The organism is Streptomyces sp. NPDC058335 (assembly GCF_042723915.1).
Taxonomy (GTDB): Bacteria; Actinomycetota; Actinomycetes; order Streptomycetales; family Streptomycetaceae; genus Streptomyces.
In genome coordinates this window covers 58471-79080 of sequence record NZ_JBHXHX010000002.1, presented here as the reverse complement: position 1 = coordinate 79080, position 20610 = coordinate 58471, and the positions used below count along the sequence as shown (strand labels likewise).

The following is a 20610-nucleotide window of genomic DNA, read 5'->3' as shown; positions in this document are numbered from 1 at the left end:
ATCGTCATGTCGGGGCGGGAGCGGGGGGAAGGACTGCCTCTGTCGTTTTCCGTCGTGGCGTGGCACGATCCCCCGGGTGACCATAAGTTACTGACGGTAAATCAGCTTTGGGGGACGTTATGGGTTCGGGCAAGCGCAGCCTGCTCGCGGCGGCCGTGACCGTGGTCTGCGCGGTCACCGTCCTGGCGGTACCGGGCACCGCGTTCGCGAGTCCGAGTCCCACCCCGGCCCCGTCGACGGCCCCTACGACGGCCCCCGACCTGACGGCACCGCCCGCGACCAACGAGGATCTCGAGGCGGTCCGCGAGAAGCTCGACGAGCTGTACCACGACGCCGCCGTCGCCACCGACGCCTACAACGCGGCCGAGGAGCAGGCGAAGAAGCAGTCGGCGGAGCTGGTCGAACTGGCGAAGAAGATCGTCAAGGGCCGCGAGAAGCTGGACGATCTCAAGGACCGCGCCGGCGCCGCGGCCCGCTCCCAGTACCGCGGCGGCGGCCTGCCCGACGAGGCACAACTGCTGCTCAGCGACGACCCGGGCGACTTCCTGGACGGCGCGGGCCGGGTGATCCAGGGTCAGCGCGCCACCAAGGGCCTGCTCGGCGAAATGACCCGTACCCAGGAGGACTTGGAGCAGTACACCAAGGACGCCTCCGCCCAGTGGCAGAAGCTGGAGAACAACCGCAAGGCCAAGGCCACCGCCCAGAAGAAGATCGAGAAGCAGATCGCGGCGGCCGAGAAGCTCGAGTCCACGCTGGAGAAAGAGGAGAAGGAACGCCTCGCCCGGCTCCAGGAACAGGCCGCGCAGAGGGCGCAGACCGCGTGGCTGGACACCGGGATACTCGACGACGCCACCAGCGGCAAGGCCACCGCGCAAGGCACGCAGGCCGTCCGGTACGCCACCGCGCAGATCGGCAAGCCGTACGTGTGGGGCGCCGAGGGCCCGGACACCTTCGACTGTTCCGGCCTGACCTCCCAAGCCTGGGCCGGCGCCGGTGTCACCATCCCGCGCACCTCCCAGGAGCAGTGGCGGCAGCTGAAGCAGGTCGCCGTCAAGGACATGCGGCCCGGCGACCTGATCATCTACTTCGACGACGCCAGCCATGTCGCGATGTACGTCGGCGACGGCACGATGGTCCACGCCCCGCGCCCCGGCCGGACGGTCACGCTCGCGGGGGCGGGTTCGATGCCGATCCTCGGCGTGGTGCGGCCCGGCGCATAGGACACCGGATGGGTGTCCGCGTACGGCAGCGGGCGGTCACCGAACCGTCGTACCGCCCGCCGTACCACCCGCGTGACCACGGCCACGTGACGCACGGCACGTCCCCCTGGCGCCAAACCCCGTAGGGACGTGACCTTCGTCATCCCGGCCCTCGTACCGCACTGCCCAACTGCGGTAGGGAACGCGGCATATGACGCTGGCCAGAGATCAAGCGACGTGCCGTACACCATTCCGCTGCGGCGCCTTCTGCCGCTATGGTCCCCGTCGGTGGGTCGAGGTCCCTCGTCCCCGCCATGCCCTCGGGGGGAGGGAAGGAACCCAATACGATGCCCGTACCCGTACCGCGGCAGAGAGCGATCCCGGCCGTGGAGTGTGGTCAGGCGCAGGCCGCGCCCGCAGCCGGGGGTCCCCTCACCGAAGGGACCCCGAGCACGGACGACCGGACCGACGGTCGCAAGGAAGCGACGGCCGAGAACAACGCCACGCCCGGCGACGGCGTCCCCCACGACGTGACCGCCGCCCACACCAACCTCACACTGCTGCTGATCGAGGACGACCCCACGGCCGCCCCGATCGTGCCCGACCTGCTCGACTCGGCCGGCAAGCCGATCCGCATGCGCACCGCCCGCAACCTCACGGAGGCCGAGCGGCTGCTCACCGACGACGTCCACTGCATCCTGCTGGACCTCGCCCTGCCGGCACCCGGCCGCGCCGCCGACGACGAGCTGGCCGTACTCCGGCATGTCCTGGAGCTGGCACCCCGGCACGCCGTGCTCGCGCTCACCGCGTCCGGTGACGCCGAGCGCGGCACGGAGGCGGTGCGCGTCGGCGCCCAGGACTACCTGTTCCGCGACGAGCTGGACGGACGGCTGCTGAGCCGCGCCATCCGGTACGCCGTCGAGCGCAAGCGGTCGGACACCGCCGAGCGGCGGCTCGCCGAGGGCAGGCTGCGCGCGCAGGAGAACGCCCGCCTGGAGCGCGGCCTGCTGCCCACACCCCTGCTGGAGGGCTCCCCGCTGCGCTTCGCCGCCCGCTACCGCCCCGGCCGCTCACGCGCGCTGCTCGGCGGCGACTTCTACGACACCGTCCGCACCCCGGACGGTACGGTCCACGCGATGATCGGCGACGTCTGCGGGCACGGCCCGGACGAGGCGGCGCTCGGCGTGGAGCTGCGGATCGCCTGGCGGGCGCTGACGCTGGCCGGGCTGTGCGGTGACCAGCTGCTGAACACGCTCCAGCAGGTGCTGGAGCACGAGCGCGACGACGACGAGATCTTCGCGACGCTGTGCACGGTCGACATCGCGCCCGACGGCCGACGGGCCGGCCTGTGCCTGGCCGGTCATCCGGCGCCGCTGATCGCCCGCCCCGACCAGCCGGCCCGACTGCTGCCGTACGACAACAACGGCCCCGCGCTGGGGCTGCTGCCGGGCGCCCGCTGGCCGCGCATGCAGGTCGAGCTGGGTGCGGAGTGGAGCCTGATGCTCTACACCGACGGACTGATAGAGGGCCGCATCGGGGAGGGCCGGGAGCGGCTGGGCCAGGACGGCATGGTGGAGATGATCCGCCGCCAGCTCGCGGCCGGGCTGAGCGGCGAGGATCTGCTGCGGGCAGCGGTCAACGAGGTCCGCGACCTGAACGGCGGCGAGCTGACGGACGACGTGGCGGTGGTCCTGCTGGACCGGGTGCCGTAGGCGCCGTGAGCCCGACGGGGGCGGCTGGCGTCCGGGAGCCTGACGGGGGCGCGGCTAGCGTCCGCCGTTGTACGGCCCGTACGGTCCGTCGCTGCTGGAGCCGCCGCCTCTGCTGCTGCGGCCGCCGCCCGGCAGGGAGCGCAGGGCGGGCCGGACGTCGACCATGTACACGATGCTCGCGATCAGGCCGATGATCGGCAGGAACGACAGGATGGGAAAGATCAGGCTCACCACGAAGGCGATGCCGAGAATGATCATCCAGAACGGCTTGGTCTTCTTGTCGGCGGCCCGGAAGCCGTCCTCGCGGCGGATGGCCGCGTCGAACAGAGCGAAGCCGCTGAACACGATCAGGGCCAGGCTCAGCAGAGACATGAACCCCGCGAAACCTTCCATCAGCACTACGTCCACCACCCGACTCGGCACGACATGGCTCGTCCTTACGCGGTCACCGTACCCGCAACCGCGCTCGCACTATCCGGTACAACGGGCCGGGCACTCCCCGAGTGCCCGGCCCGTCGTCGTTTCCGGATCCGTACCGCGTGTCCGCCGCCGGTCTCACTTGGCCGGGGGCGTCGTCTTCTTCGCGGTGGGCCTGCGGGCGGCCGGGGCCTTCTTGGCCGGGGCCGTCTTCGTCTCGGCGTCGGCCACGGCGGGCTTCGGCTCGTCCTTGACCGCGACCGGCTCCGGCTTGGCCGCGGCCGCGGGCTGGTCCTTGCCCTCGACGGCGATGGCCAGCTCCTCGATGTCCTCGGCGGCCTCGCCGCGCCAGGTCTTCACGGCCTGCTCGCCGTGCTCGGCGACCTTCTCGTAGGTCTCACGGGCCCTGACGGCGTACTCGGCGGCGACGCCGACGCTGCGCAGCGCGATGTCCTGGGCGGACTCGCCGAACTTCTTCAGGTCGGCGTCGAGCGTGGTGCCGAGCTTCTTGATGTCGCCGTCGAGGGAGGAGATGAACTCGGTGACCTTCGTCTGGAAGGTCTCCTGCGCCTCCTTCGCCTTCACGCCGGCCTCCTTGGCGCGGGTGGCGGCCCGCTCCTGGACGACCTTCGGGTCGGTGTTGCGGACGGCCTCGAAGCGGGCGGGCGCCTCGGTGCGCAGCTGCTCCACCAGGCCCGGCACCTTCTTCGCCTGCTGGAGAGCCAGGTCGGCGGTGCCGGCGGCGAAGTAGAGCGGGGTGGGGTCGCTGAAGGTCTTGCGCAGGTCGTCGCTGATGGCCATGGTGATGGTCCTCCCGTATTCGCGTTCGTCGTGTTCGTCGATGTCGGTTGGTGCGGGTCCGCAGTCGGGCGGCCGGTCCCCTGGTCCGGTCAACTGGCCGTCTGCTGCGGATCGGCGTCGGTGCCGCCGACCGTGCGGGTGCCGGGTACGGCGTCCTCACCGCGCTGGGCGTCCACCGCGCCGTCGCCGCCCACGAACCCGTTCTCCTTGCGGAAGGACTCGTAGATCTGGAGCAGCACCTGCTTCTGCTGCTCGGTCAGCGTGGGATCGGCGAGGACGACGGCCCGCGTCTCGACGTCGTCCCGGTCGCGCTCGGCATCGAGGATGCCGGCCCGGACGTACAACGTCTCGGCGGAGATCCGCAGCGCCTTGGCGACCTGCTGCAACACCTCCGCGCTCGGCTTGCGCAGCCCTCGCTCGATCTGGCTCAGGTACGGATTGGACACCCCGGCGGCATCGGCGAGCTGCCGCAGCGAGAGCTGGGCGTTCCGCCGCTGCTCGCGCAGATACTCACCGAGATTGCCGACGTTGAGCGATGCCATGCCTCCACAGTGCCCCACTCTCGCTAACAATTGCAAGCACCCGCTTGCAAAAGTGCGCTGCGCCACGCCGAAGACCACCCGATCCGCTCAACGGCCGTCCGCCCCAGGACCAGGACGCCGTGCGACGAAGACGAACTCCCTGCCCGGCCGGTCAGGAGCGTCGCGTACGTCCTCCACCGCATACCCCTGCGCGGCCAGCTCCGCCCCGACCTCCCGCCGCTCGCGGAAGCGCAGCGTGGAACCCGACGTCAGCACCTTCCCGTCCGCGGCGAACACATACGTCCAGCGGAACGTCACCAGCGGCACGCTTCCGGAACGGCCCCGAAGGTTCCGCCGCCGCTGACCGGCTGCGGGCGGGCGGCCCCGATGAGGGGGACGGCCGTTGTCAGTGGCCCGCGCGAGGATGAGGCATGCGCACCGATGACTGGCAACTCACCGAAGACGTCGACGAATTCCTCGCCCGCGCCGGAGACTTCCTGCGCTCGCGCCCCGCCCTGCACACCACTGCCTTGTCGGTGACCGAGAAGCTGCGGACGCAGGGCACCGAGGGCGCCGTGTTCGGGCGGCTGGAGCGAGGAGGCGAGGTCGGCGCCACCTTCTACCGCTTCCCGTCCCGCGGCCTGAGCGTCACCTCCCTCACTCCCGAGCAGGCCGATGCCCTCGCCGCCCACCTGGTCGCGCTCGGGCACTCGCTGCCCTGGGTCACCGCGGACGACAGCACCGCCACCGCTTTCGCCGAGGCCTGGCAGCGGCACACGGGCGCGACGCCGTCGCCCCGCGTCCGGCTCCACCTGTACCGCCTGGGCGCACTCACCCCGCCGGAGCCGGTCCCCGCCGGACGGGGCCGACTCGTGGGCGAGCGGGAACACGAGCACCTGATGGGCTGGTGCCGTGAGTTCGCCGCGGACGTCGGGGAGGACGTCACCATCGATGCCGACTCCTGGGGCGGCACCCGCTTCGCCGAGAAGCGCTACACCTACTGGGAGACCCCGGACGGTACGCCCGTCTCCATGGCGGGTGCCAACCCGCTGGTCGGCGGCCAGGTCCGGGTGGACCCCGTCTACACCCCGGCCCACCTGCGCGGTCGCGGCTACGCGGGTGCCGTGACGGTCGAGGTGAGCCGGGCCGCGCTGGCCGCGGGCGCCAAGGAGGTCGTGCTGTACACGAACGCGGCCAATCCCACGAGCAACGCCCTCTACCAGCGCCTCGGGTACGTCCGGGTCACCGACTTCGTCGTGTACGACTTCACGTGAGCTACGGCTTCACGTGAGTTACGGCTTCACGTGAGTTACGGCTTCACGTGAGCGGAGGCCGTGGCAGCCAGGCCTCCACCGCCTCGAGGTCCGGCTGAGTCAGGCCCCGCCGGGGGTCGACGCGGTGCAGCAGTGCCGAGGCCGGGTGGTCGGCGTCGACGTACTCCCGGTCGGCGGGGGTGATCTCGTCGTCGAGCCAGACGAAGGGGCGGCCCGCCGCCCAGGACAGCACGGGCCGCGTCTTCCAGTGGACGCCGGGGACGGACGGGCCCTCTTTCAGGTCCAGCACCGGCAACGGCGGCAGACCCAGCCACGGGCCGACGACCGTGTTCGCGTCCTCGCCCCAGGTCGTCGCCCACACCAGGTCGCAGCCGAGGGCGAGCAGCCGGGGGCCGAGGGCCGGGTCCAGGCGGGGGAGCAGGGGGTGGGCGGCGTGCGGGCCGTACAGCGGGTACGGGTCAGGGCCGCCGAACGGGATCAGCGGGCCGTCCACGTCGAGGAAGAGCAGCATCGGACGCCAGGATGCCCCGCCTCACCCCTCCCACGGAAGCGCCCGCCCGTGCACCACGTCCAGGCGGGACACCGCACGGGTGAGGACGACGTACAGCCGGTTCAGGCCGCGTCGCTCCGCCTCGGCGATCGCCGCCGGTTCGACGGCGACGACATGGTCGTACTCGAGGCCCTTGACGAGGGTCGCCGGGACGGCCGTCAGGCGGGGGTCGGTGTCGAGGCCCGCCGTGCTGAGGGCGTGGCGGATGCGCGGGGTGTCCGCGTCGGCGGTGATGACGCCGACGGAACCCTCGTGGGTGAGGGCCTCGCGTACGGCGGAGACGACCGCGGCGGGGAGGTCGCCGTCGGCCCGCCGGACGTGGAGTGCGCCGTCGCGGCGCAGGGAACGGGCGGGTGGCACATCGGTGCCGAGGCGGGTGAGGAGCCGGTTGGCGAGGGCGAGGACCGCGCCGGGGACGCGGAAGCCGATGGTCAGCGGGACCACGCTCGCCTCGGGTTTGCCCAGGTGGGCGAGTTGGACGTGCCAGGAGCGCGCGGCCCACGGCGTGGTGCCCTGCGCCAGGTCGCCGAGGACCGTCAGGGAACCGAACGGCACCCGGCGGGCGATGGCCCGGCACTCCATCGGGGAGAGGTCCTGCGCCTCGTCGACGACGACATGGCCGTACCCCTGCGGGCGGGCCAGCAGGCCGGCCACCTCGTCGAGGAGGACGAGGTCGGCCGCCGACCAGCGCGCGGAGCGGTACGAGCGCGGCGGGCGGGGCCAGCGCAGGGCCTCGCGCTCGCCGGGGTCCAGGAGGCCGTCCGCGGCCCGCGCCAACTCGGCCGGGTCGCCGAGGAGCGCGGCGACGACCTCCTCGGGCCTCACCCTGGGCCATACGGCGTCCAGGCAGGCGCTCACCGGACGGGACCGTTCCGTGCGGCGCAGCCAGGCGGCCGGGCGGGTACCGCTGTGCCGTTCGGCCTGTTCCTGGAGGCGCCGCGCGATCCGGCTGCGCACCCGCTCGCGCCCCACCTCGTACGGCGGCTGCTCAGCGAGCACATCCGTCACGATCCGTGTGACCTCGGCGCCGGGGACCCGCACGCGGTTGGAGCCCTCCGCCACGGTGAGGTCGTCCGCGGCGGCGGCGTCCACTCGTGCGTACAGGGCCCGGCGCAGTACCTCCGCCATGCGGACGTCGTGTTTGACGACGGCCGTCGGCTCGGGATCGGTGCCGGTGACCGGGTGGCGGGCGATCTCGTCGGAGAGCGTCGACTGCCGTACGCCGGTCTCGCCGAGGGAGGGCAGTACCTCGGCGATGTAGGAGAGGAAGGTGCGGTTGGGGCCGAGGATGAGGAGTCCGCCGCGGCGGACGCGCTGGGGGTGGGTGTAGAGGAGGTAGGCGGCCCGGTGCAGGCCGACGGCGGTCTTGCCGGTGCCGGGGGCGCCCTGCACGCACACCGAGGCGGACGGCTCCGCGCGGACGAGGTCGTCCTGTTCGGGCTGGATGGTCGCGGCGATGTCCCGCATGGGACCGACGCGGGGCCGTTCGATCTCGCGGGCGACTAGGTCGCTCTCCCGGGACTCGCCGCGACCGAGGTGTTCGTCCTCCAGGCCGGTGAGGTCGGCGGAGTCGCCCCGGCTGCCAGGCGCCCAGCCGAACCGGCGGCGGACGGCGACGCCCTGCGGGTCGCGGGCGCCGGCCTGGTAGAAGGCGCGGGAGACGGGCGCGCGCCAGTCGACGACGAGGGGCGGGACGGCCGGGTGTTCGCTGATGCGGACCCGGCCGATGTGGTGGGCGAGGCCGGCGTGTTCGCCGCCGGTTCCCTCGGCGAAGTCGAGCCGGCCGAAGAAGAGGGGCCCGTCGGGCAGTTCGTGCAGGGCCTTGGCCTGGCTGCGCAGCCGGTGTCCGAGGACTTCCGCGTCGGCACCGGAGGCGGAGACGTCCTCGCCGGTGACCACCTGGAGGTCGGCGCCCGCGCGCATCGCGGCGAGCGCGGCGCGGCAGGCGTCGTGGTGGGCGCGTTCCCGGCGGAGGGAGTCGCGGAGGGGGTCGGCCGGCTCTTTCGGGGCGGGGTCGGGTGACGTCATACGGGCAGGCTACCCGAATAACGTAACCGAGTTAAATTTCTTACCGAGCCTCAGATTGTGCAGGGGGGCGTCCGGGCGTTCAGACCAGTTCCGGAAGCCCCGCCGCCAGCGCCGCGAACGCCCGCTCCGCCGCCGCCGTCGCCACCGGCCGTACGTCCGCCACCCGCTCCCCCGCCTCGATCCGCCGCCAGTTCTCCTGGGCGAGGATCCGCCGGACGGCGACGATCTGCCCGGCCGCGAGCCGCGCGTCGAGGTCGCCGCCGAGGACCTCCGCCAGCGCGGCCTCCGACCGCTCCAGGTAGGCGTGGAGGCGGGCGACCAGGGCGGGGGTGCCGTAGAGGAGGGCGCAGAAGGAGCGGACCTCGGGGTGGTCGTTGACGCCGGTGATCGGGTCGGACGCGGCGATCCCGTCGAGGAAGTTCCGGCGCAGGGCGGCCAGCGGCGCGACCCCTTCCGCCCGCCCCGCGGCGACCACCTCGGCCGCCTCCCGCTCGTGGTCGGCGAACCGGTGCAGGACGAGGTCCTCCTTCGCCGGGAAGTACCGGAACAGCGTCGGCTTGGAGATCTCGGCCGCGGCGGCGACCTCCGCGACCGACACCGCGTCGAAGCCCCGCTCGACGAAGAGCCGGACGGCGATGTCCGACACCTCCTGGTACATCCGCTGCCTCTTGCGCTCACGCAGCCCGGTCTCACTCATGGGGCGAGCCTACGGGCCGGCCGGGAGAGACGATTTGACCTCAACTCGGGTTGAGGTCGGAGCCTGTGGATGCACACGCATACGGTTCACGACGGGAGTTGTCATGCGAGCGGTACAGGTGAAGGCGTTCGGCGGACCGGAGGTCCTGGAGACGGCAGACCTGCCCGACCCGGTCCCCGGACCCGGCGAGGTCCTGATCGAGGTGGACCACGTGGACACGATCTTCGTGGAGACCCAGATCCGCGCGGGCTGGGGCCGCGAGCACTTCGACACCGAGCCGCCGTACGTCCCCGGCGGCGGCGTCTCCGGCACGGTCGCCGCGGTCGGCGCGGGGGTGGCGGACGGCTGGCTGGGCCGGCGGGTGACATCGTTCGTGCGGGGCGGCTACGCCGAGCGGGCCACCGCCGCCGTCACCTCTCTCAGCCCGGTCCCGGACGGCCTCGACCTGCGAACGGCCGCGGCCCTGGTGCACGACGGGGTGACCGCCCAGGGCATCCTCGACGTCACGGGCGTCCGCGCCGGCGACCGGGTCCTGATCCTGGGCGCCTCGGGCGGGATGGGAACCCTGCTGGTGCAGTCGGCGAAGGCGCGCGGCGCCCGGGTCGTCGCCTGCGTGCGCGGTGAGCGCAAGGCCGCGCTGGTGCGGGAACTGGGCGCGGACGCGGTCGTCGACATCTCGGCCGAGGGGTGGCCCGCGACGGCACGGGCGGCCCTCGACGGCTCCGGCGCGGACGTCGTCCTCGACGGCGTCGGAGGCGAACTCGGCGCTCAGGCGTTCGCGTTGGCCGCCGACGGCGGGCGCTTCTCCGCCCACGGCGCCCCGACCGGCGGCTTCGCCCCCGTGGACCCGGAGGAGGCGAAGCAACGGAACGTCACCCTCTTCGGCATCGCCGACGTGCAGTTCGACGAGACCGACGTACGGCGGCTGCGGACGGCCGCCCTCGAGGAGGCGGCGGCCGGACGGCTGCGGGTGGTGGTGGGCCGGGACTTCCCGCTGACGGAGGCGGCGGCCGCACACACCGCGATCGAGGGACGGCAGCTCGTCGGAAAGGTGCTCCTGAAGGCGTGAGGCTCCGCCGACGCGCGAGCCACGACAGGGGAGCCACGGGCCGAGACCCGCTACGCCAACGCCCGCGCCAGGAACGGGTTCGCGGTCGCCGGCAGGGGCAGGCCCAGGGAGGCGGTCGCGGCGGCGAGGGTCTCGGGGTAGGAGGCGACGGCGCGGCGGACGTTGGGGGCGTCCAGGCCGGCGCCGGTCCGCAGCCGGTCGAGGTCGATGTAGGCCGAGCGGACGATCTCGATCCACCGGTAGACCCGCCAGTCCGCGCGCCAGTCCCGCGTGTACTCCGCGGGCAGCCTGCTCTCCCAGCGCGAGAACATGCGCTGCCTGATCTCCGGTCTGGTCGGGGTCAGATGCATGTGCCGGACCAGGTCGTACAGGGGGTCGCCGACGAGGGCCATCTCCCAGTCGATGAGGGTGAGCGCCAGCTCGTCGGGGCGCCGGACCAGGTTCCACGGGTTGAGGTCGCCGTGCAGCAGGGCGGGCTCCCGGCGGCTCAGCCGGTGCCGGGACAGGAGTTCCCGCAGCCGCTCGTCGTCGGGCAGGCCGAGGATCCGGGCCAGTTGCAGGGACTCCTTCGGCAGGCTGCGCACCAGGCCGACCAGCTGTTCCGTGAGCCATCGGTGGAAGTCGACCTTGTCGGCACCCGGCTCGACCAGGCTGTGGTCCACCGTGGTCAGTTCGCACAGCTGGTCGACCAGGGCGTCCGCCTCGTGCGGGAGCAGTCCGTGCACCGGGTGCCTGGGCGGTCCGACGTAGGTGTGGATCGCGAACGGCTCGTTGGGGTAGCTCTCGCCCAGTGCGAGAACCCGTGGCGCGGCGACCCTCGCCCGGGACCGCTGGATGGCCTCCAGGACCCTGTGTTCGCTCAGGTAGCTCGGCTCCCGCCGTGTGACGTTCGGCAGCTTGCGCCGGACGACCACGGGGGCTCCCGGATTCCCCGCCCAGACCACGGAGTTGAGGTGCGCGGTGCCCTTGAACACGCGGTCGGCCGGGGCGGCGCCCTCCGCCAGCAGGGCCTCGCGGACGGCGGCGGCGGGGAAGCCGTCCCGCTCGGGCAGCCGGGGGTCCGGCCGCCAGCCGTAGACCTTGGCGGCCCAGGAGCGGCCGCTCACGTCGCCGCGTGACGCCAGCCATCGGAAGAGGGCGCCCTCGATCTCGCCGCGGGACGGCACGCTCCTCAGCCGCAGCGGTTCCGCCGCCGCCTCCAGGGCCCGGCCCACCTCCGCGGTCACCTCGTCCAGGCTCTGCTGGGTGAAGGGGCCCTGGACCGCGCGCGCGGCCCGCATGATGTCCGGGTAGACGGACTGCGCCCGTTCGAAGTCGAGGTAGTGCCGCAGGTCCCGGGAGAGGCCGTTGACCGCGGCCGGGCGGTAGCGCCCCATGGTCCGCGCCCACGCCTCGACCACCTCGGGCCACTGGTCGGCGGGGTACTGCATCCGCACCAGGTGGGTGGCGAGGTCGTGCAGCGGATCGCCGTAGGTGGCCAGTTCCCAGTCGACGCAGACGAGCGGCGGGGAACCGTCGTAGGACATGATCAGGTTGTCCCGGTGCAGGTCCGCGTGGAGCAGGCTGTACGGCCGCCGCGCCATCGGGGGGATCCGGTCGGCGAGGTCGAGCAGGGCGTCCTCGGGGATGCTCAGCGCCTTGAAGAGGCCGCCGAACCGCTCCCAGTTGGGGCGGCGGATCTGCCGGTCGGCGAGGCGTGCGAGGGACTTCAGGAAGCCCTGGCTGTCGGTGTGGTTGCTCGGCCAGTCGGCCGGCAGGGGCGGCAGGGCCGACCGGCGTACCTCGGTCATCCGGCACAGCAGCTCGGCCAGTGCCTCGATCAGCAGGGCGTCGACGGGCTTGCCGTTCCCGCAGACGGCGGAGAGCGGGACGCCTTCCACATAGCTGTGGACGGCGAAGTCCGGCCGTCTGACCAGGCACTCGGGGACATGGGGAAGGACCTCGTGGACCGCGTCGAGGATCGCGGCCTCGTCCCGCCAGGTCCTGATCACCACCGGCAGCGCGTCGGCGCGCGGGATCCGCACGGTCACCGGCGTTCCGGCCTGCCGCCCCAGCAGCGCCGCCACGTCCTCCGTCAACGGCAGCACATGGTTGCTGTTGTGGTGTCCGCTGGTCGCGGGAGTGGACTCGGCGACCGTCACGAACCGCCGGAACAGGGCGTCCGACGGGTCACCCGCGGGTCGAACCCCGAGAAGCTCCCGGGGAACGAAGGGCTCGACCACTGGCCGCTCCGGTTACTCACACGCGATCGGATGGGTAAGGCAAACGTTAAGTGCCGCAAGGGGCGACGAACCAACGGGAGCGGCGGCGAAGTGGCCGAACGGGTGGTCCGAACCTTCGTCCGCGCCTGCGGATCGCCGTCTCGTTCGGATGGGTGAGAGGGATTCCCCGCGCGGTCCGGGCATGCTAGCGCACGCCCGCGGCCTACTCGTGAAGATGGCTCAGGCCTGGCCGACGCGGCCTGACCGGCTCAGGCCTGGCTCCGGACCGCCTTCAGCACCGGTTCCAGCGAGTCCACCACGTTCCTCGCGCCCGCGTCCCTGAGCAGCTCCTCCTTCCTCTTGTTGCGCGCGTAGCCGAGGAAGGGGACACCGGCCTGCCGGGCGGCGACGCAGTCCGATGGGGTGTCGCCGATCATCAGGGCGGCGGACGGAGCCGCGCCGACCGCGCGCAGCGCCCGGTTCAGACAGTCCGGGTCGGGCTTGAGGAGGTGCAGATCGCGCGTGCGGCCGTAGATGTGGGGGGTGAAGCAGGAGCCGAGGCCGCGGCTCGTCAGGTATGTGGTCACGACGCGTGGGGAGTTGTTCGTCGTGATGGCCAGGCGGCGGCCCACCGCCGTCAGGGTGCGGATCAGCGGGTCGGCCCACGCCGTGGGCATCGCCGAGGCGGTGGCCTTCAGTTCCTCCTGGGTGAGCCGCTCCTCCAGCTCCGCGACCAGGTCGCTGCCGGGGTGGCGCAGGTCCACGGCGCGCAGGACGGCATGGGGGTCGGGGGATTCCCGCTCGCCCTCCGTCAGCAGTCCGCGCAGGCCCTGTATCTCCAGCCACTCGACCAGGCCGACCGCCACCCGCTCCGCCGAGTGCCCGGCGAACAGCCGGCAGATCGGCCCGTCGAAGTCCCAGAGGACCACGCGGGCGGGCGCGAGCAGTGCGCCCAGCGCCTCGTTCCTGTCGTTCTCGGTCTCGGATGCCACCTGTTCGGTCTGCGTCGTATCAGAGGTCACTAAGAGAGTGTCAGGTCCGAGGTGATGGTTTCCCAGAGGGCGTCGAACCACTTCTGGGATTCGTCCACGAAGATGGCGTCACGCGCGCCGGTCGCCTTCTCGAAGGAGAACAGGAGCGACTCGGTGCCCAGCACGTCGTACATGTCGAGGACTCCGTCGTCGGTGGACTCCTCGCGCCGCATGACCATGTAGTACGCCATCAGCGCCTCCTGCCCGTTGAGGAGGTACAGCTTCACCGGCGGGGTGAAGGGCAGTGCCCGGAAGGACACGCTCACGTCGATGCCGTGCGAGCGCAGGGTGAGCAGGTTGTGGCGCAGGACGTGGCCCTGGGCGTTGCGCATCGCCAGCCAGCGCTCGTGGACCGGGTCATCGCTGCCGCGGGCGTCGACCGGGACCGGGAAGGCGAGGTCGATGTCGCGGGAGGGCAGCAGGATGCGGACGTCGATCTTCTGCGGGCGGAGACTGCCGCCGTGGATCAGCCGGACGGGTTCGCTGAGGGCCGGAATGAGGCTCTCGGCGGTGAGGCAGGCCGCGTCGATGCGGACGTGCTGGGCCGAGAAGGCAGCGGTCAGCCGGGAGGCCAGGGCAACCATCGTGGGCTGGGGCTCGTCCCGGGCGGACGCCTGTTCCGCGATGCGCGGCGGGCTGCCCTTGCTCACGTTGGTGAGGAGACCGTCGTCCTGGAGCGCGCGCAGGGCCTGGCGCACGGCACCGCGCTCCACGCCGAACTCGTCGGCGAGTTCGGCCTGCGTGGGCAGTCGGTCACCGGCCCTGAGTTCTCCGGCACGGATGCGTTCGCGCAGGACATCGGCGATCTCCTGCGGCGAAAGCCTTCGGCTGCCGTTCACTGCCACGTTCTCCTGAGTCACGACCAAACGCTACAACTTCGATCCATCTGGCGGGAGTTACCCGGAAGTTGTTTAGCGGTTGTCACCAAGTGGGGACAACATAGTTGAAGTTGGTTGCCAACTTGGCAGAGTTGGCGGAAGTTCGTCCTCCGCACCTCCCCCGCGCTTCCCGCCTCTGAAGGGAGGAACACCATGCCCGCCCTCGCCATCCTCTCCGTCGTCCTCGAACAGACCGTCCAGTGGAAGTACGGCACCGCCGGGACCATCGGCCTGCTCCTGCTCACCGTCGGCATCAGGTCCAGGCGGCCCACCCTCAGCTCCGCAGGTGCCGTGATCCTCGCCCTCCTGGTCACCGGGCCCGCCCTCAGCTCGTGAGCACCAGGTCCGAACTGATGGTCTCCCACAGGGCGTCGAACCACAGCAGCGACTGCTCCACGAACGTCGTGTCCCGCGCTCCGGCACCCTGCTCGAAGGCGAACAGAACCGAGCGGGTGCCCTCGGCGTCGTACATCTCCAGCTGCTCCTGGTCGACCTGCTGCTCGTGCCGCTTGACCGTGTAGTAGGCGAACAGCGCTTCCGTCCCGTTGAGGAGGTAGAGCTTGACCGGCGGGGTGAAGGGCAGTGCGCGGAAGCTGACCCGGACGTCGATGCCGTGCGTGGCGCGCAGGGTGAGCAGGTTGTGCCGCAGCACCTGGCCCTGCGCGTTGCGGTGGGCGAGCCAGTGCCGCTGCAGCCGCTCGGCCGACGAGCCGTCCACCGCCGTCGGGAACGCCAGGTCGATGTCCCGGGACGGCAGCAGGACCCGGACATCGATCTTGGCCGGTTTCAGCTCCCCCGCGTGGATCCGGCGCAGCGGCTCACCGATCGCCAGCGTGAGCGACACGGCGGTCAGGCACAGGGCGTCGATCTCGACGTGCGGGGCCGCGAAGGCCTCGGCGATGCGCGGGGTCAGCGCCGCCATCGTGGGCTGCGGCGAGGCTCCGGGGCCGGTCAGGAGGGCGCCGGCACCCAGATCCGGGGCGACCGTCGCCGGTGCGCCCTTGGAGACGTTGGTGAGCAGGTGCTCCGACTGGAGGATGCGCAGGGCCTGGCGGACGGCTCCGCGCTCGACGCCGAACTCCTCCGCCAGCCTGGCCTGGGTGGGCATGCGCTCACCCGGCCGCAGCACCCCGGCCCTGATCCGGGCGCGCAGCTCGTCGGCCACGTCACGGGGGGACCGCTGCGGTCGCGGCGACCGCTCCGGCCTCTTCTGCCCATTGACGGAGGCATGTTCCGGCTCCACGGCCAAACACTACAACTTCTCGCCATCTTGCGGCAGTTCAAGGAGAGATGGTTATAGGCCGCTTCCAGGCGGACATAAGTACAGTGAAGTTGGCTGCCAACTTCCACAACATGGTCAAACTTTCAGACGGTTGGCCAGTCGAGCTCCCTTCCGGAGGGGAGCCGGGAGCCCGGGCTGGCCGACACCGACGCACAGTCACAACTTCAGAGCGCCGCACAGCCACAACTGAACAGCCGTACCAGCACAGCCACAACTGAACAGCTACGGATGAACAACCGCACAGCAAGCACGAAGGCAGGCAGGAAGGCAGGAGGGAGCGCTCAGAACATGTCCGGGCACCACGGGCGCCTGGGCGTACGCAGCAGGGCGTCGGCCTCCAGGGCGGCGCCCGCTCGTTCCTCTCCGAGCCGTCCCAGCGCCGCCAGCCGCGGCGCCGACTCGTCGCCCAGCCAGAGCGAGGCCAGCGTGGCCACGTCCAGGGTGAGGTCGGCGCTGCGGCCGGTGGGCGTGCAGGACGCCCCGTCGGGGCCGGCCTCCAGCAGGAAACGGCCCCCGGTGAACCCGGCGCGGTCGGCCACCTCCAGCACCAGCGACCCCGAACCGCCGTAGGTGCGCGCCTCCAGGGCCCGTACGACGTCCAGGATCCGTACCCACAGCCAGTCCGTCTGGGTGGTGATGCTCGCCGCCCGTGGGTCCGGCAGGAAGGACGGGAGGAGGTCGTCGGGAGAGCGGGCGCCCGACTTGACCCGCACCACCCAGTCGATCGAGCAGAGGTAGTGCCACAGGGCGCGTTCCGCGGCCGGGGTCGTGGCGATCAGCCACTCGACCGTCGCCGTGTTCAGCGGCTGCTTGGCGTCGCCCCATTGGTCGTCCGTCTTGTAGGAGACCAGCCCCTGCACCTCGCCGTCCGTCGACCGGTAGGCGACGTAGAACGGCTCGCTCCACTCCCCGTACCCGCGCAGCGCGCCGGTGTCCGTCTCCCACCACACGTCGGTACGGCTGACCGCGCCCGGCCGGCCGCGGCGCAGCCGCTCGTGCAGTTCGGGGCCGGTCTTGCGGACCTCCTCCAGGCCGACGAAGTCGATGCGACCGCCGTCCTCGGGGCCCGGCCAGTGCGGGTCGAGACCGGTGCGGGGCACGTCGATCGTCCACTCGGCGGCGCTGGTCGCCGGACCGAAGCCGTAGCGGCCGTAGATGCGGTACTCGGCGGCGATGAGGGTGGCCACGACGTCGCCGCGGTCCTTCGCGGCGCTCAGGTCCTCGGTCATCAGGCGGGTGAGGATGCCGCGGCGGCGGTGGGTGGGGAGGACGGCGACGTTGGAGATGGCGTCGGCGGGGACGGGGGTGCCGCCGACCGCCGTCAGCTCCTGCGGGAAGGAGCGGAAGGTCGCCACGCAGGAGCCGGCGTCGAAGGCGCCGTAGGTGCGGGAGCCGATGTGGGCGGTTCGGCGGGCGGCGAGGTCGGCTTCTGTGACGGTGGGAGGGCGGAGGAAGCCGGTCTTCGCGGTGCGCATCCAGGCGGCGAGTTCCGCGTCGGTGATCCGGCGTACGTCTATGTCGGCGGGGGTGGTGGTCATGAGGTCACGGTAGGCGGGGCGGGGCGGGGGCCGCGGGGGATTTTCCCGCCCCCGCCGCCCCTTCCCGTCCCGAACCCCGGGCTGCGCCCCCAGACCCCGCTGTCGGCCTCCGGCCTCGTCCTCAACTCACCCGGACAGGTGGAGGGTTCACACCAGGAGGTCGTCCACCTGGGCCTCGCCGTCCCGGTAACGGCGGGTGACCTCCTTGCCGCACTTGTCCGCGGTGTGCTGGAGGTGCTGACGGCGGCGGGAGACCTGGTGTTCGTAGCCGACGAGGCGGGCCATCGCCTCGTGGAGTTCCGGGTCGGTGCGGGCGCCCAGGTCGGAGAGTTCGACCTCGGAGAGCATCTCCGAGGCCAGGCGCCGGTACTCCTCGCTCTGCGGGGTGCCCAGCGTGACGTGCCGGGCGGAGGAACGGTGCCGGGCCGGGGCGTCCGTGAGGATCTCCGGAAGACGGTCCACCACGGACGCCGCCCCGGCAGGAGAACGCCGGGCCAGTTCCGCGCGCAGGATGTCGATACGGCCCTGGAGCAGCCGTCGTACGTAACTGAGGTCGGCCTCGTCGCGCTGGGCGTCCCGGCGCAGGGTGCGCAGTTCGGGCAGGCTCAGCCGGGCCAGGTCGTGCGCGGGCGGCTCCGTCGGCAGCGGACACGGTGGACTCTCCGTGCGCTGCACGGGCGGACGCTGGGTGGTCAGGCCCAGCTGCCCGGTACTCGGTGTGCTCATGTGCTCTACCGTCCCCTCGACCGGCGTGTGGGAAGCATCGTGCCACCCCAAGTGGCCCCAATGTGACCGAGTGCCCCCGAACGGCCCAGATGGTGGCTTAAGGATCAAAAAAGAAGCCCCCGCGGGGGGTCCGCCGGCCGCACGGCATGATGGGCGCATGCGTGCGGTGGTGCAGAGAGTGGACGGCGCGAGCGTCGTCGTGGACGGCGTGACCGTGGGGTCGATCGAGGGCGAGGGGCTGTGCGTCCTCGTCGGGGTCACCCACGAGGACACCAAGGAGAAGGCCGCCCAGCTGGCCCGCAAACTGTGGTCGGTCCGCATGCTGAGCGAGGAGCGGTCGTGCAGCGACATCGACGCCCCGCTCCTCGTCATCAGCCAGTTCACGCTCTACGGCGACGCCCGCAAGGGCCGCCGCCCCACCTGGAACGCGGCCGCCCCCGGCGATGTGGCCGAGCCGCTCGTCGACGAGGTGGTCGCCCAGCTGCGCGCGCTGGGCGCCACGGTGGCGACGGGCCGTTTCGGCGCGCAGATGCGGGTGTCCCTGACGAACGACGGCCCGTTCACCGTGCTGATCGAGATGTAGCCGAGGGGCCCTACGGCTCGACCACGACCTCCTGGGCCGCCGCCGTGTTGTCGGCGAGCAGCGGGACGTCCAGCGGGACGTTCCGCTTCACCAGGGCCAGCGCCACCGGGCCCAGCTCGTGGTGGCGTACGGAGGTGGTGATGACGCCGATCTTGCGGGCGTCGGGGCCCTCGTCGGCGCGGCGCAGCTCGGTCCCGGCGGGCGGCAGGTACACCTCGCTGCCGTCGAGGTGCAGGAAGACCAGCCGGCGCGGCGGCTTGCCCAGGTTCTGCACGCGGGCGACGGTCTCCTGGCCGCGGTAGCAGCCCTTCTGGAGGTGCACCGCGCTGCCGATCCAACCAAGCTCGTGCGGGATGGTGCGGTGGTCGGTCTCGAAGCCGAGGCGGGGCCGGTGCTGCTCGACGCGCAGGGCCTCGTAGGCGAGGAGCCCGGCGGCGGGGCCGGACTTCGCGGCGTACGACTCCAGGTCCGCGCGCGGCAGGAACAGGTCACGGCCGTACGCCGTCTCACGGACGACGACACCCTCGGGCACCTCGGCGATCGAACCGGCGGACAGGTGGACGAGCGCGATGTCCGCCGTCCGGTCGGCGACCTCGACCCGGTAGAAGAACTTCATCGACTCCAGGTACGCGATCAGCGCGTCCTGGGTGCCCGGTTCGACGTGGGCCCAGACGGTCGTGCCGTCGTCCACCAGGTAGAGCGCGTGTTCGATGTGGCCGTTCGCGGAGAGGATCAGCGCCTCGGTGGCCCGGCCGGTGGGCAGGTCGCTGACGTGCTGGGTGAGCAGGAGGTGCAGCCAGCTCAGCCGGTCGTCGCCGGAGACGGTGACGACTCCGCGGTGCGACAGGTCCACGAAGCCGGTGCCTTCGGCGAGGGCACGCTGCTCGCGGAACAGGTCGCCGTAGTGGGCGGCGACGCCTTCGTCCACGCCCTCGGCGGGGACGGCGCCGGGCAGGGACAGCAGAGGGCTCTTCATGGGACAAGCCTACGACTCGGTAGTTGAACTCTTGGCCGTCGAACCCGTGGTCGACCCCTTGGCGGCCTCGGCCACGCAGTCCTTGCAGCGGCCGAAGATCGCGAAGTGCTTCATGTCGGTGTCGAAGCCGAAGGTCGCACGGAGCTTGGCCGTGAACTCGGCGGCCACGCCCACGTCCGCCTCGATCACGTTGCCGCAGTCGCGGCAGACGAGGTGGATGTGGTGGTGCCGGTCGGCGAGGTGGTACGTCGGCGCCCCGTGCCCGAGGTGGGCATGGCTGACCAGCCCCAGCTCCTCCAGCAGCTCCAGCGTCCGGTAGACGGTGGAAATGTTGACCCCCGACGCCGTCTTCCTCACTTCCACGAGGATGTCGTCGGGGGTCGCGTGCTCCAGCGTGTCCACGGCTTCGAGGACGAGTTGCCGCTGCGGGGTCAGGCGGTAGCCGCGCTGCCGCAGATCGCTCTTCCAGTCGATGCTCACCACACCGATGAGTCTAGGGCTTCTCGTGTGGATCAGGCCGGGCTCGCGGGCCTCACCCGAACGACGGACCTACTTGAAGAAGGCGATGCCGTCGTCCGGCATGTCGTCCGGGAGGGCCTTCGCCCAGCGTTCGACGTCCTCCGGGGTGACGACCTTCTTCAGGTGGGCCGACATGTAGGGGCGCAGCTCGACCTCGGGGGTCTGCTTCTCGCCGACCCACATCACGTCGCCCTTGACGTAGCCGTAGAGGCGCTTGCCGCCCGTGTACGGGCCGGAGGCGGCCGTGCGGGCAACCGCGTCCGTGGCCAGGTCGATCTGCGGCTTCTTGTCGGCCAGCTCGCCGTACCAGATCTCGACGACGCCGTCGTCGCGGACCATCGTCACCTCGACCTTGCGGTCGGCGTCGATCCGCCAGAAGCCGTACTCGGACTCCAGGGGGCGGACCTTGTTGCCGTCCTGGTCCAGCACCCAGGTGTGGGAGCGGTACTCCAGGAAGTCCCGGCCGTCGTGCGTGAAGGTGGCCTCCTGCCCGAAGTTGCACTTCTCGGAGCCGGGGAAGTCGTGCACGCCCGCGCCCGCCCAGCTGCCCAGCAGGAAGGCGAGGGGGACGAGGTCCTTGTGCAGGTCGGACGGGATCTCGATCATCG

21 protein-coding genes and 1 pseudogene are annotated in these 20610 nt (G+C 71.8%); 6 read left to right on the top strand and 16 right to left on the bottom strand.

Going from position 1 to position 20610, the window contains the following annotated elements:
- Positions 1-119: 119 nt before the first annotated feature.
- Positions 120-1220, top strand: a complete 1101-nt coding sequence (locus ACFWJX_RS03405; protein ID WP_383236151.1) for an NlpC/P60 family protein — start codon at positions 120-122, stop codon at positions 1218-1220.
- 326 nt (positions 1221-1546) lie between these two features.
- Positions 1547-2911 (top strand): PP2C family protein-serine/threonine phosphatase, encoded by a 1365-nt coding sequence (locus ACFWJX_RS03400; protein WP_383236148.1) that lies wholly within the window; start codon positions 1547-1549, stop codon positions 2909-2911.
- Positions 2912-2965: 54 nt separating this feature from the next.
- On the opposite strand, the gene ACFWJX_RS03395 is transcribed toward ACFWJX_RS03400, so the two are convergent.
- The 4 genes and pseudogenes from ACFWJX_RS03395 to ACFWJX_RS03380 all read right to left on the bottom strand — a co-directional run.
- Positions 2966-3304, bottom strand: a complete 339-nt coding sequence (locus tag ACFWJX_RS03395; RefSeq protein WP_383237317.1) for a DUF2516 family protein — start codon at positions 3302-3304, stop codon at positions 2966-2968.
- A 162-nt stretch (positions 3305-3466) separates the two neighbouring features.
- Positions 3467-4129, bottom strand: coding sequence for a hypothetical protein (locus tag ACFWJX_RS03390; protein WP_383236145.1), 663 nt, complete (start codon positions 4127-4129; stop codon positions 3467-3469).
- A gap of 89 nt (positions 4130-4218) precedes the next feature.
- Positions 4219-4671 (bottom strand): helix-turn-helix domain-containing protein, encoded by a 453-nt coding sequence (locus tag ACFWJX_RS03385; protein ID WP_383236142.1) that lies wholly within the window; start codon positions 4669-4671, stop codon positions 4219-4221.
- Positions 4672-4758: 87 nt separating this feature from the next.
- Positions 4759-4980 (bottom strand): annotated as a pseudogene (locus tag ACFWJX_RS03380) (SAM-dependent methyltransferase); the annotation flags it as partial.
- Between the two features lie 101 nt (positions 4981-5081).
- Here ACFWJX_RS03380 and ACFWJX_RS03375 point away from each other — a divergent pair.
- Complete coding sequence (locus ACFWJX_RS03375; protein ID WP_383236139.1) at positions 5082-5924, top strand: GNAT family N-acetyltransferase; 843 nt, start codon at positions 5082-5084, stop codon at positions 5922-5924.
- Positions 5925-5967: 43 nt separating this feature from the next.
- Here ACFWJX_RS03375 and ACFWJX_RS03370 read toward each other — a convergent pair whose 3' ends face one another.
- The 3 genes from ACFWJX_RS03370 to ACFWJX_RS03360 form a co-directional block, all read right to left on the bottom strand.
- A complete protein-coding gene (locus ACFWJX_RS03370; protein ID WP_383236136.1) occupies positions 5968-6435 on the bottom strand; it encodes an HAD domain-containing protein in 468 nt (155 codons plus the stop codon).
- Positions 6436-6456: 21 nt separating this feature from the next.
- On the bottom strand, positions 6457-8502 hold the full coding sequence (locus ACFWJX_RS03365; RefSeq protein WP_383236133.1) for a HelD family protein: 2046 nt from the start codon (positions 8500-8502) through the stop codon (positions 6457-6459).
- A 79-nt stretch (positions 8503-8581) separates the two neighbouring features.
- Positions 8582-9199 (bottom strand): TetR family transcriptional regulator, encoded by a 618-nt coding sequence (locus ACFWJX_RS03360; RefSeq protein ID WP_383236130.1) that lies wholly within the window; start codon positions 9197-9199, stop codon positions 8582-8584.
- Between the two features lie 103 nt (positions 9200-9302).
- Between ACFWJX_RS03360 and ACFWJX_RS03355 the strand changes: the two genes are divergently transcribed.
- Entirely contained in the window at positions 9303-10268 is a 966-nt protein-coding gene (locus ACFWJX_RS03355; protein ID WP_383236127.1) for a zinc-binding dehydrogenase, read from the top strand.
- A gap of 50 nt (positions 10269-10318) precedes the next feature.
- Here the strand turns inward: ACFWJX_RS03355 and ACFWJX_RS03350 are convergent, their stop codons facing one another.
- The 3 genes from ACFWJX_RS03350 to ACFWJX_RS03340 all read right to left on the bottom strand — a co-directional run bounded on the left by ACFWJX_RS03350 (position 10319) and on the right by ACFWJX_RS03340 (position 14366).
- Entirely contained in the window at positions 10319-12490 is a 2172-nt protein-coding gene (locus ACFWJX_RS03350) for a phosphotransferase (protein ID WP_383236124.1), read from the bottom strand.
- Positions 12491-12738: 248 nt separating this feature from the next.
- A complete protein-coding gene (locus tag ACFWJX_RS03345; RefSeq protein WP_383236121.1) occupies positions 12739-13491 on the bottom strand; it encodes an HAD family hydrolase in 753 nt (250 codons plus the stop codon).
- Positions 13491-14366, bottom strand: a complete 876-nt coding sequence (locus ACFWJX_RS03340) for a winged helix-turn-helix domain-containing protein (protein WP_383236119.1) — start codon at positions 14364-14366, stop codon at positions 13491-13493. The genes ACFWJX_RS03345 and ACFWJX_RS03340 overlap by 1 nt, the downstream gene beginning before the upstream one ends.
- 165 nt (positions 14367-14531) lie before the next feature.
- On the opposite strand from ACFWJX_RS03340, the gene ACFWJX_RS03335 reads away from it, so the two are divergent.
- Positions 14532-14714, top strand: a complete 183-nt coding sequence (locus ACFWJX_RS03335) for a hypothetical protein (RefSeq protein WP_073499159.1) — start codon at positions 14532-14534, stop codon at positions 14712-14714.
- On the opposite strand, the gene ACFWJX_RS03330 is transcribed toward ACFWJX_RS03335, so the two are convergent.
- The 3 genes from ACFWJX_RS03330 to ACFWJX_RS03320 all read right to left on the bottom strand — a co-directional run bounded on the left by ACFWJX_RS03330 (position 14704) and on the right by ACFWJX_RS03320 (position 17924).
- Positions 14704-15627 carry a GntR family transcriptional regulator gene (locus ACFWJX_RS03330; RefSeq protein WP_383236116.1) on the bottom strand — a complete coding sequence of 308 codons (924 nt, stop codon included), beginning with the start codon at positions 15625-15627 and terminating at the stop codon, positions 14704-14706. The two genes, ACFWJX_RS03335 and ACFWJX_RS03330, sit on opposite strands and share 11 nt — an antisense overlap.
- Positions 15628-15941: 314 nt before the next feature.
- Positions 15942-17198, bottom strand: a complete 1257-nt coding sequence (locus tag ACFWJX_RS03325) for a GNAT family N-acetyltransferase (protein WP_383236113.1) — start codon at positions 17196-17198, stop codon at positions 15942-15944.
- 147 nt (positions 17199-17345) lie between these two features.
- Positions 17346-17924: an aerial mycelium formation protein gene (locus ACFWJX_RS03320; protein ID WP_383236110.1), complete on the bottom strand. Its 579-nt coding sequence runs from the start codon at positions 17922-17924 to the stop codon at positions 17346-17348.
- A 157-nt stretch (positions 17925-18081) separates the two neighbouring features.
- Here ACFWJX_RS03320 and dtd point away from each other — a divergent pair, with 157 nt between their 5' ends.
- A complete protein-coding gene (dtd, locus tag ACFWJX_RS03315) occupies positions 18082-18507 on the top strand; it encodes a D-aminoacyl-tRNA deacylase (RefSeq protein WP_383236107.1) in 426 nt (141 codons plus the stop codon).
- A gap of 10 nt (positions 18508-18517) precedes the next feature.
- Here the strand turns inward: dtd and ACFWJX_RS03310 are convergent, their stop codons facing one another.
- The 3 genes from ACFWJX_RS03310 to ACFWJX_RS03300 all read right to left on the bottom strand — a co-directional run bounded on the left by ACFWJX_RS03310 (position 18518) and on the right by ACFWJX_RS03300 (position 20608).
- Complete coding sequence (locus tag ACFWJX_RS03310) at positions 18518-19483, bottom strand: YgfZ/GcvT domain-containing protein (RefSeq protein WP_383236104.1); 966 nt, start codon at positions 19481-19483, stop codon at positions 18518-18520.
- Between the two features lie 9 nt (positions 19484-19492).
- On the bottom strand, positions 19493-19966 hold the full coding sequence (locus tag ACFWJX_RS03305) for a Fur family transcriptional regulator (RefSeq protein WP_383236101.1): 474 nt from the start codon (positions 19964-19966) through the stop codon (positions 19493-19495).
- Between the two features lie 66 nt (positions 19967-20032).
- Positions 20033-20608 carry an FABP family protein gene (locus tag ACFWJX_RS03300; RefSeq protein WP_383236098.1) on the bottom strand — a complete coding sequence of 192 codons (576 nt, stop codon included), beginning with the start codon at positions 20606-20608 and terminating at the stop codon, positions 20033-20035.
- Between the last annotated feature and the right edge of the window lie 2 nt (positions 20609-20610).

Coding starts and splice junctions, on each gene's coding strand:
- ACFWJX_RS03335 (WP_073499159.1), top strand. CDS start 14,532: ATGCCCGCCCTCGCCATCCTCTCCGTCGTCCTCGAACAGACCGTCCAG.
- ACFWJX_RS03365 (WP_383236133.1), bottom strand. CDS start 8,502: ATGACGTCACCCGACCCCGCCCCGAAAGAGCCGGCCGACCCCCTCCGC.
- dtd (WP_383236107.1), top strand. CDS start 18,082: ATGCGTGCGGTGGTGCAGAGAGTGGACGGCGCGAGCGTCGTCGTGGAC.
- ACFWJX_RS03375 (WP_383236139.1), top strand. CDS start 5,082: ATGCGCACCGATGACTGGCAACTCACCGAAGACGTCGACGAATTCCTC.
- ACFWJX_RS03300 (WP_383236098.1), bottom strand. CDS start 20,608: ATGATCGAGATCCCGTCCGACCTGCACAAGGACCTCGTCCCCCTCGCC.
- ACFWJX_RS03320 (WP_383236110.1), bottom strand. CDS start 17,924: ATGAGCACACCGAGTACCGGGCAGCTGGGCCTGACCACCCAGCGTCCG.
- ACFWJX_RS03405 (WP_383236151.1), top strand. CDS start 120: ATGGGTTCGGGCAAGCGCAGCCTGCTCGCGGCGGCCGTGACCGTGGTC.
- ACFWJX_RS03355 (WP_383236127.1), top strand. CDS start 9,303: ATGCGAGCGGTACAGGTGAAGGCGTTCGGCGGACCGGAGGTCCTGGAG.
- ACFWJX_RS03390 (WP_383236145.1), bottom strand. CDS start 4,129: ATGGCCATCAGCGACGACCTGCGCAAGACCTTCAGCGACCCCACCCCG.
- ACFWJX_RS03325 (WP_383236113.1), bottom strand. CDS start 17,198: ATGACCACCACCCCCGCCGACATAGACGTACGCCGGATCACCGACGCG.
- ACFWJX_RS03385 (WP_383236142.1), bottom strand. CDS start 4,671: ATGGCATCGCTCAACGTCGGCAATCTCGGTGAGTATCTGCGCGAGCAG.
- ACFWJX_RS03400 (WP_383236148.1), top strand. CDS start 1,547: ATGCCCGTACCCGTACCGCGGCAGAGAGCGATCCCGGCCGTGGAGTGT.
- ACFWJX_RS03370 (WP_383236136.1), bottom strand. CDS start 6,435: ATGCTGCTCTTCCTCGACGTGGACGGCCCGCTGATCCCGTTCGGCGGC.
- ACFWJX_RS03395 (WP_383237317.1), bottom strand. CDS start 3,304: ATGGAAGGTTTCGCGGGGTTCATGTCTCTGCTGAGCCTGGCCCTGATC.
- ACFWJX_RS03360 (WP_383236130.1), bottom strand. CDS start 9,199: ATGAGTGAGACCGGGCTGCGTGAGCGCAAGAGGCAGCGGATGTACCAG.
- ACFWJX_RS03310 (WP_383236104.1), bottom strand. CDS start 19,483: ATGAAGAGCCCTCTGCTGTCCCTGCCCGGCGCCGTCCCCGCCGAGGGC.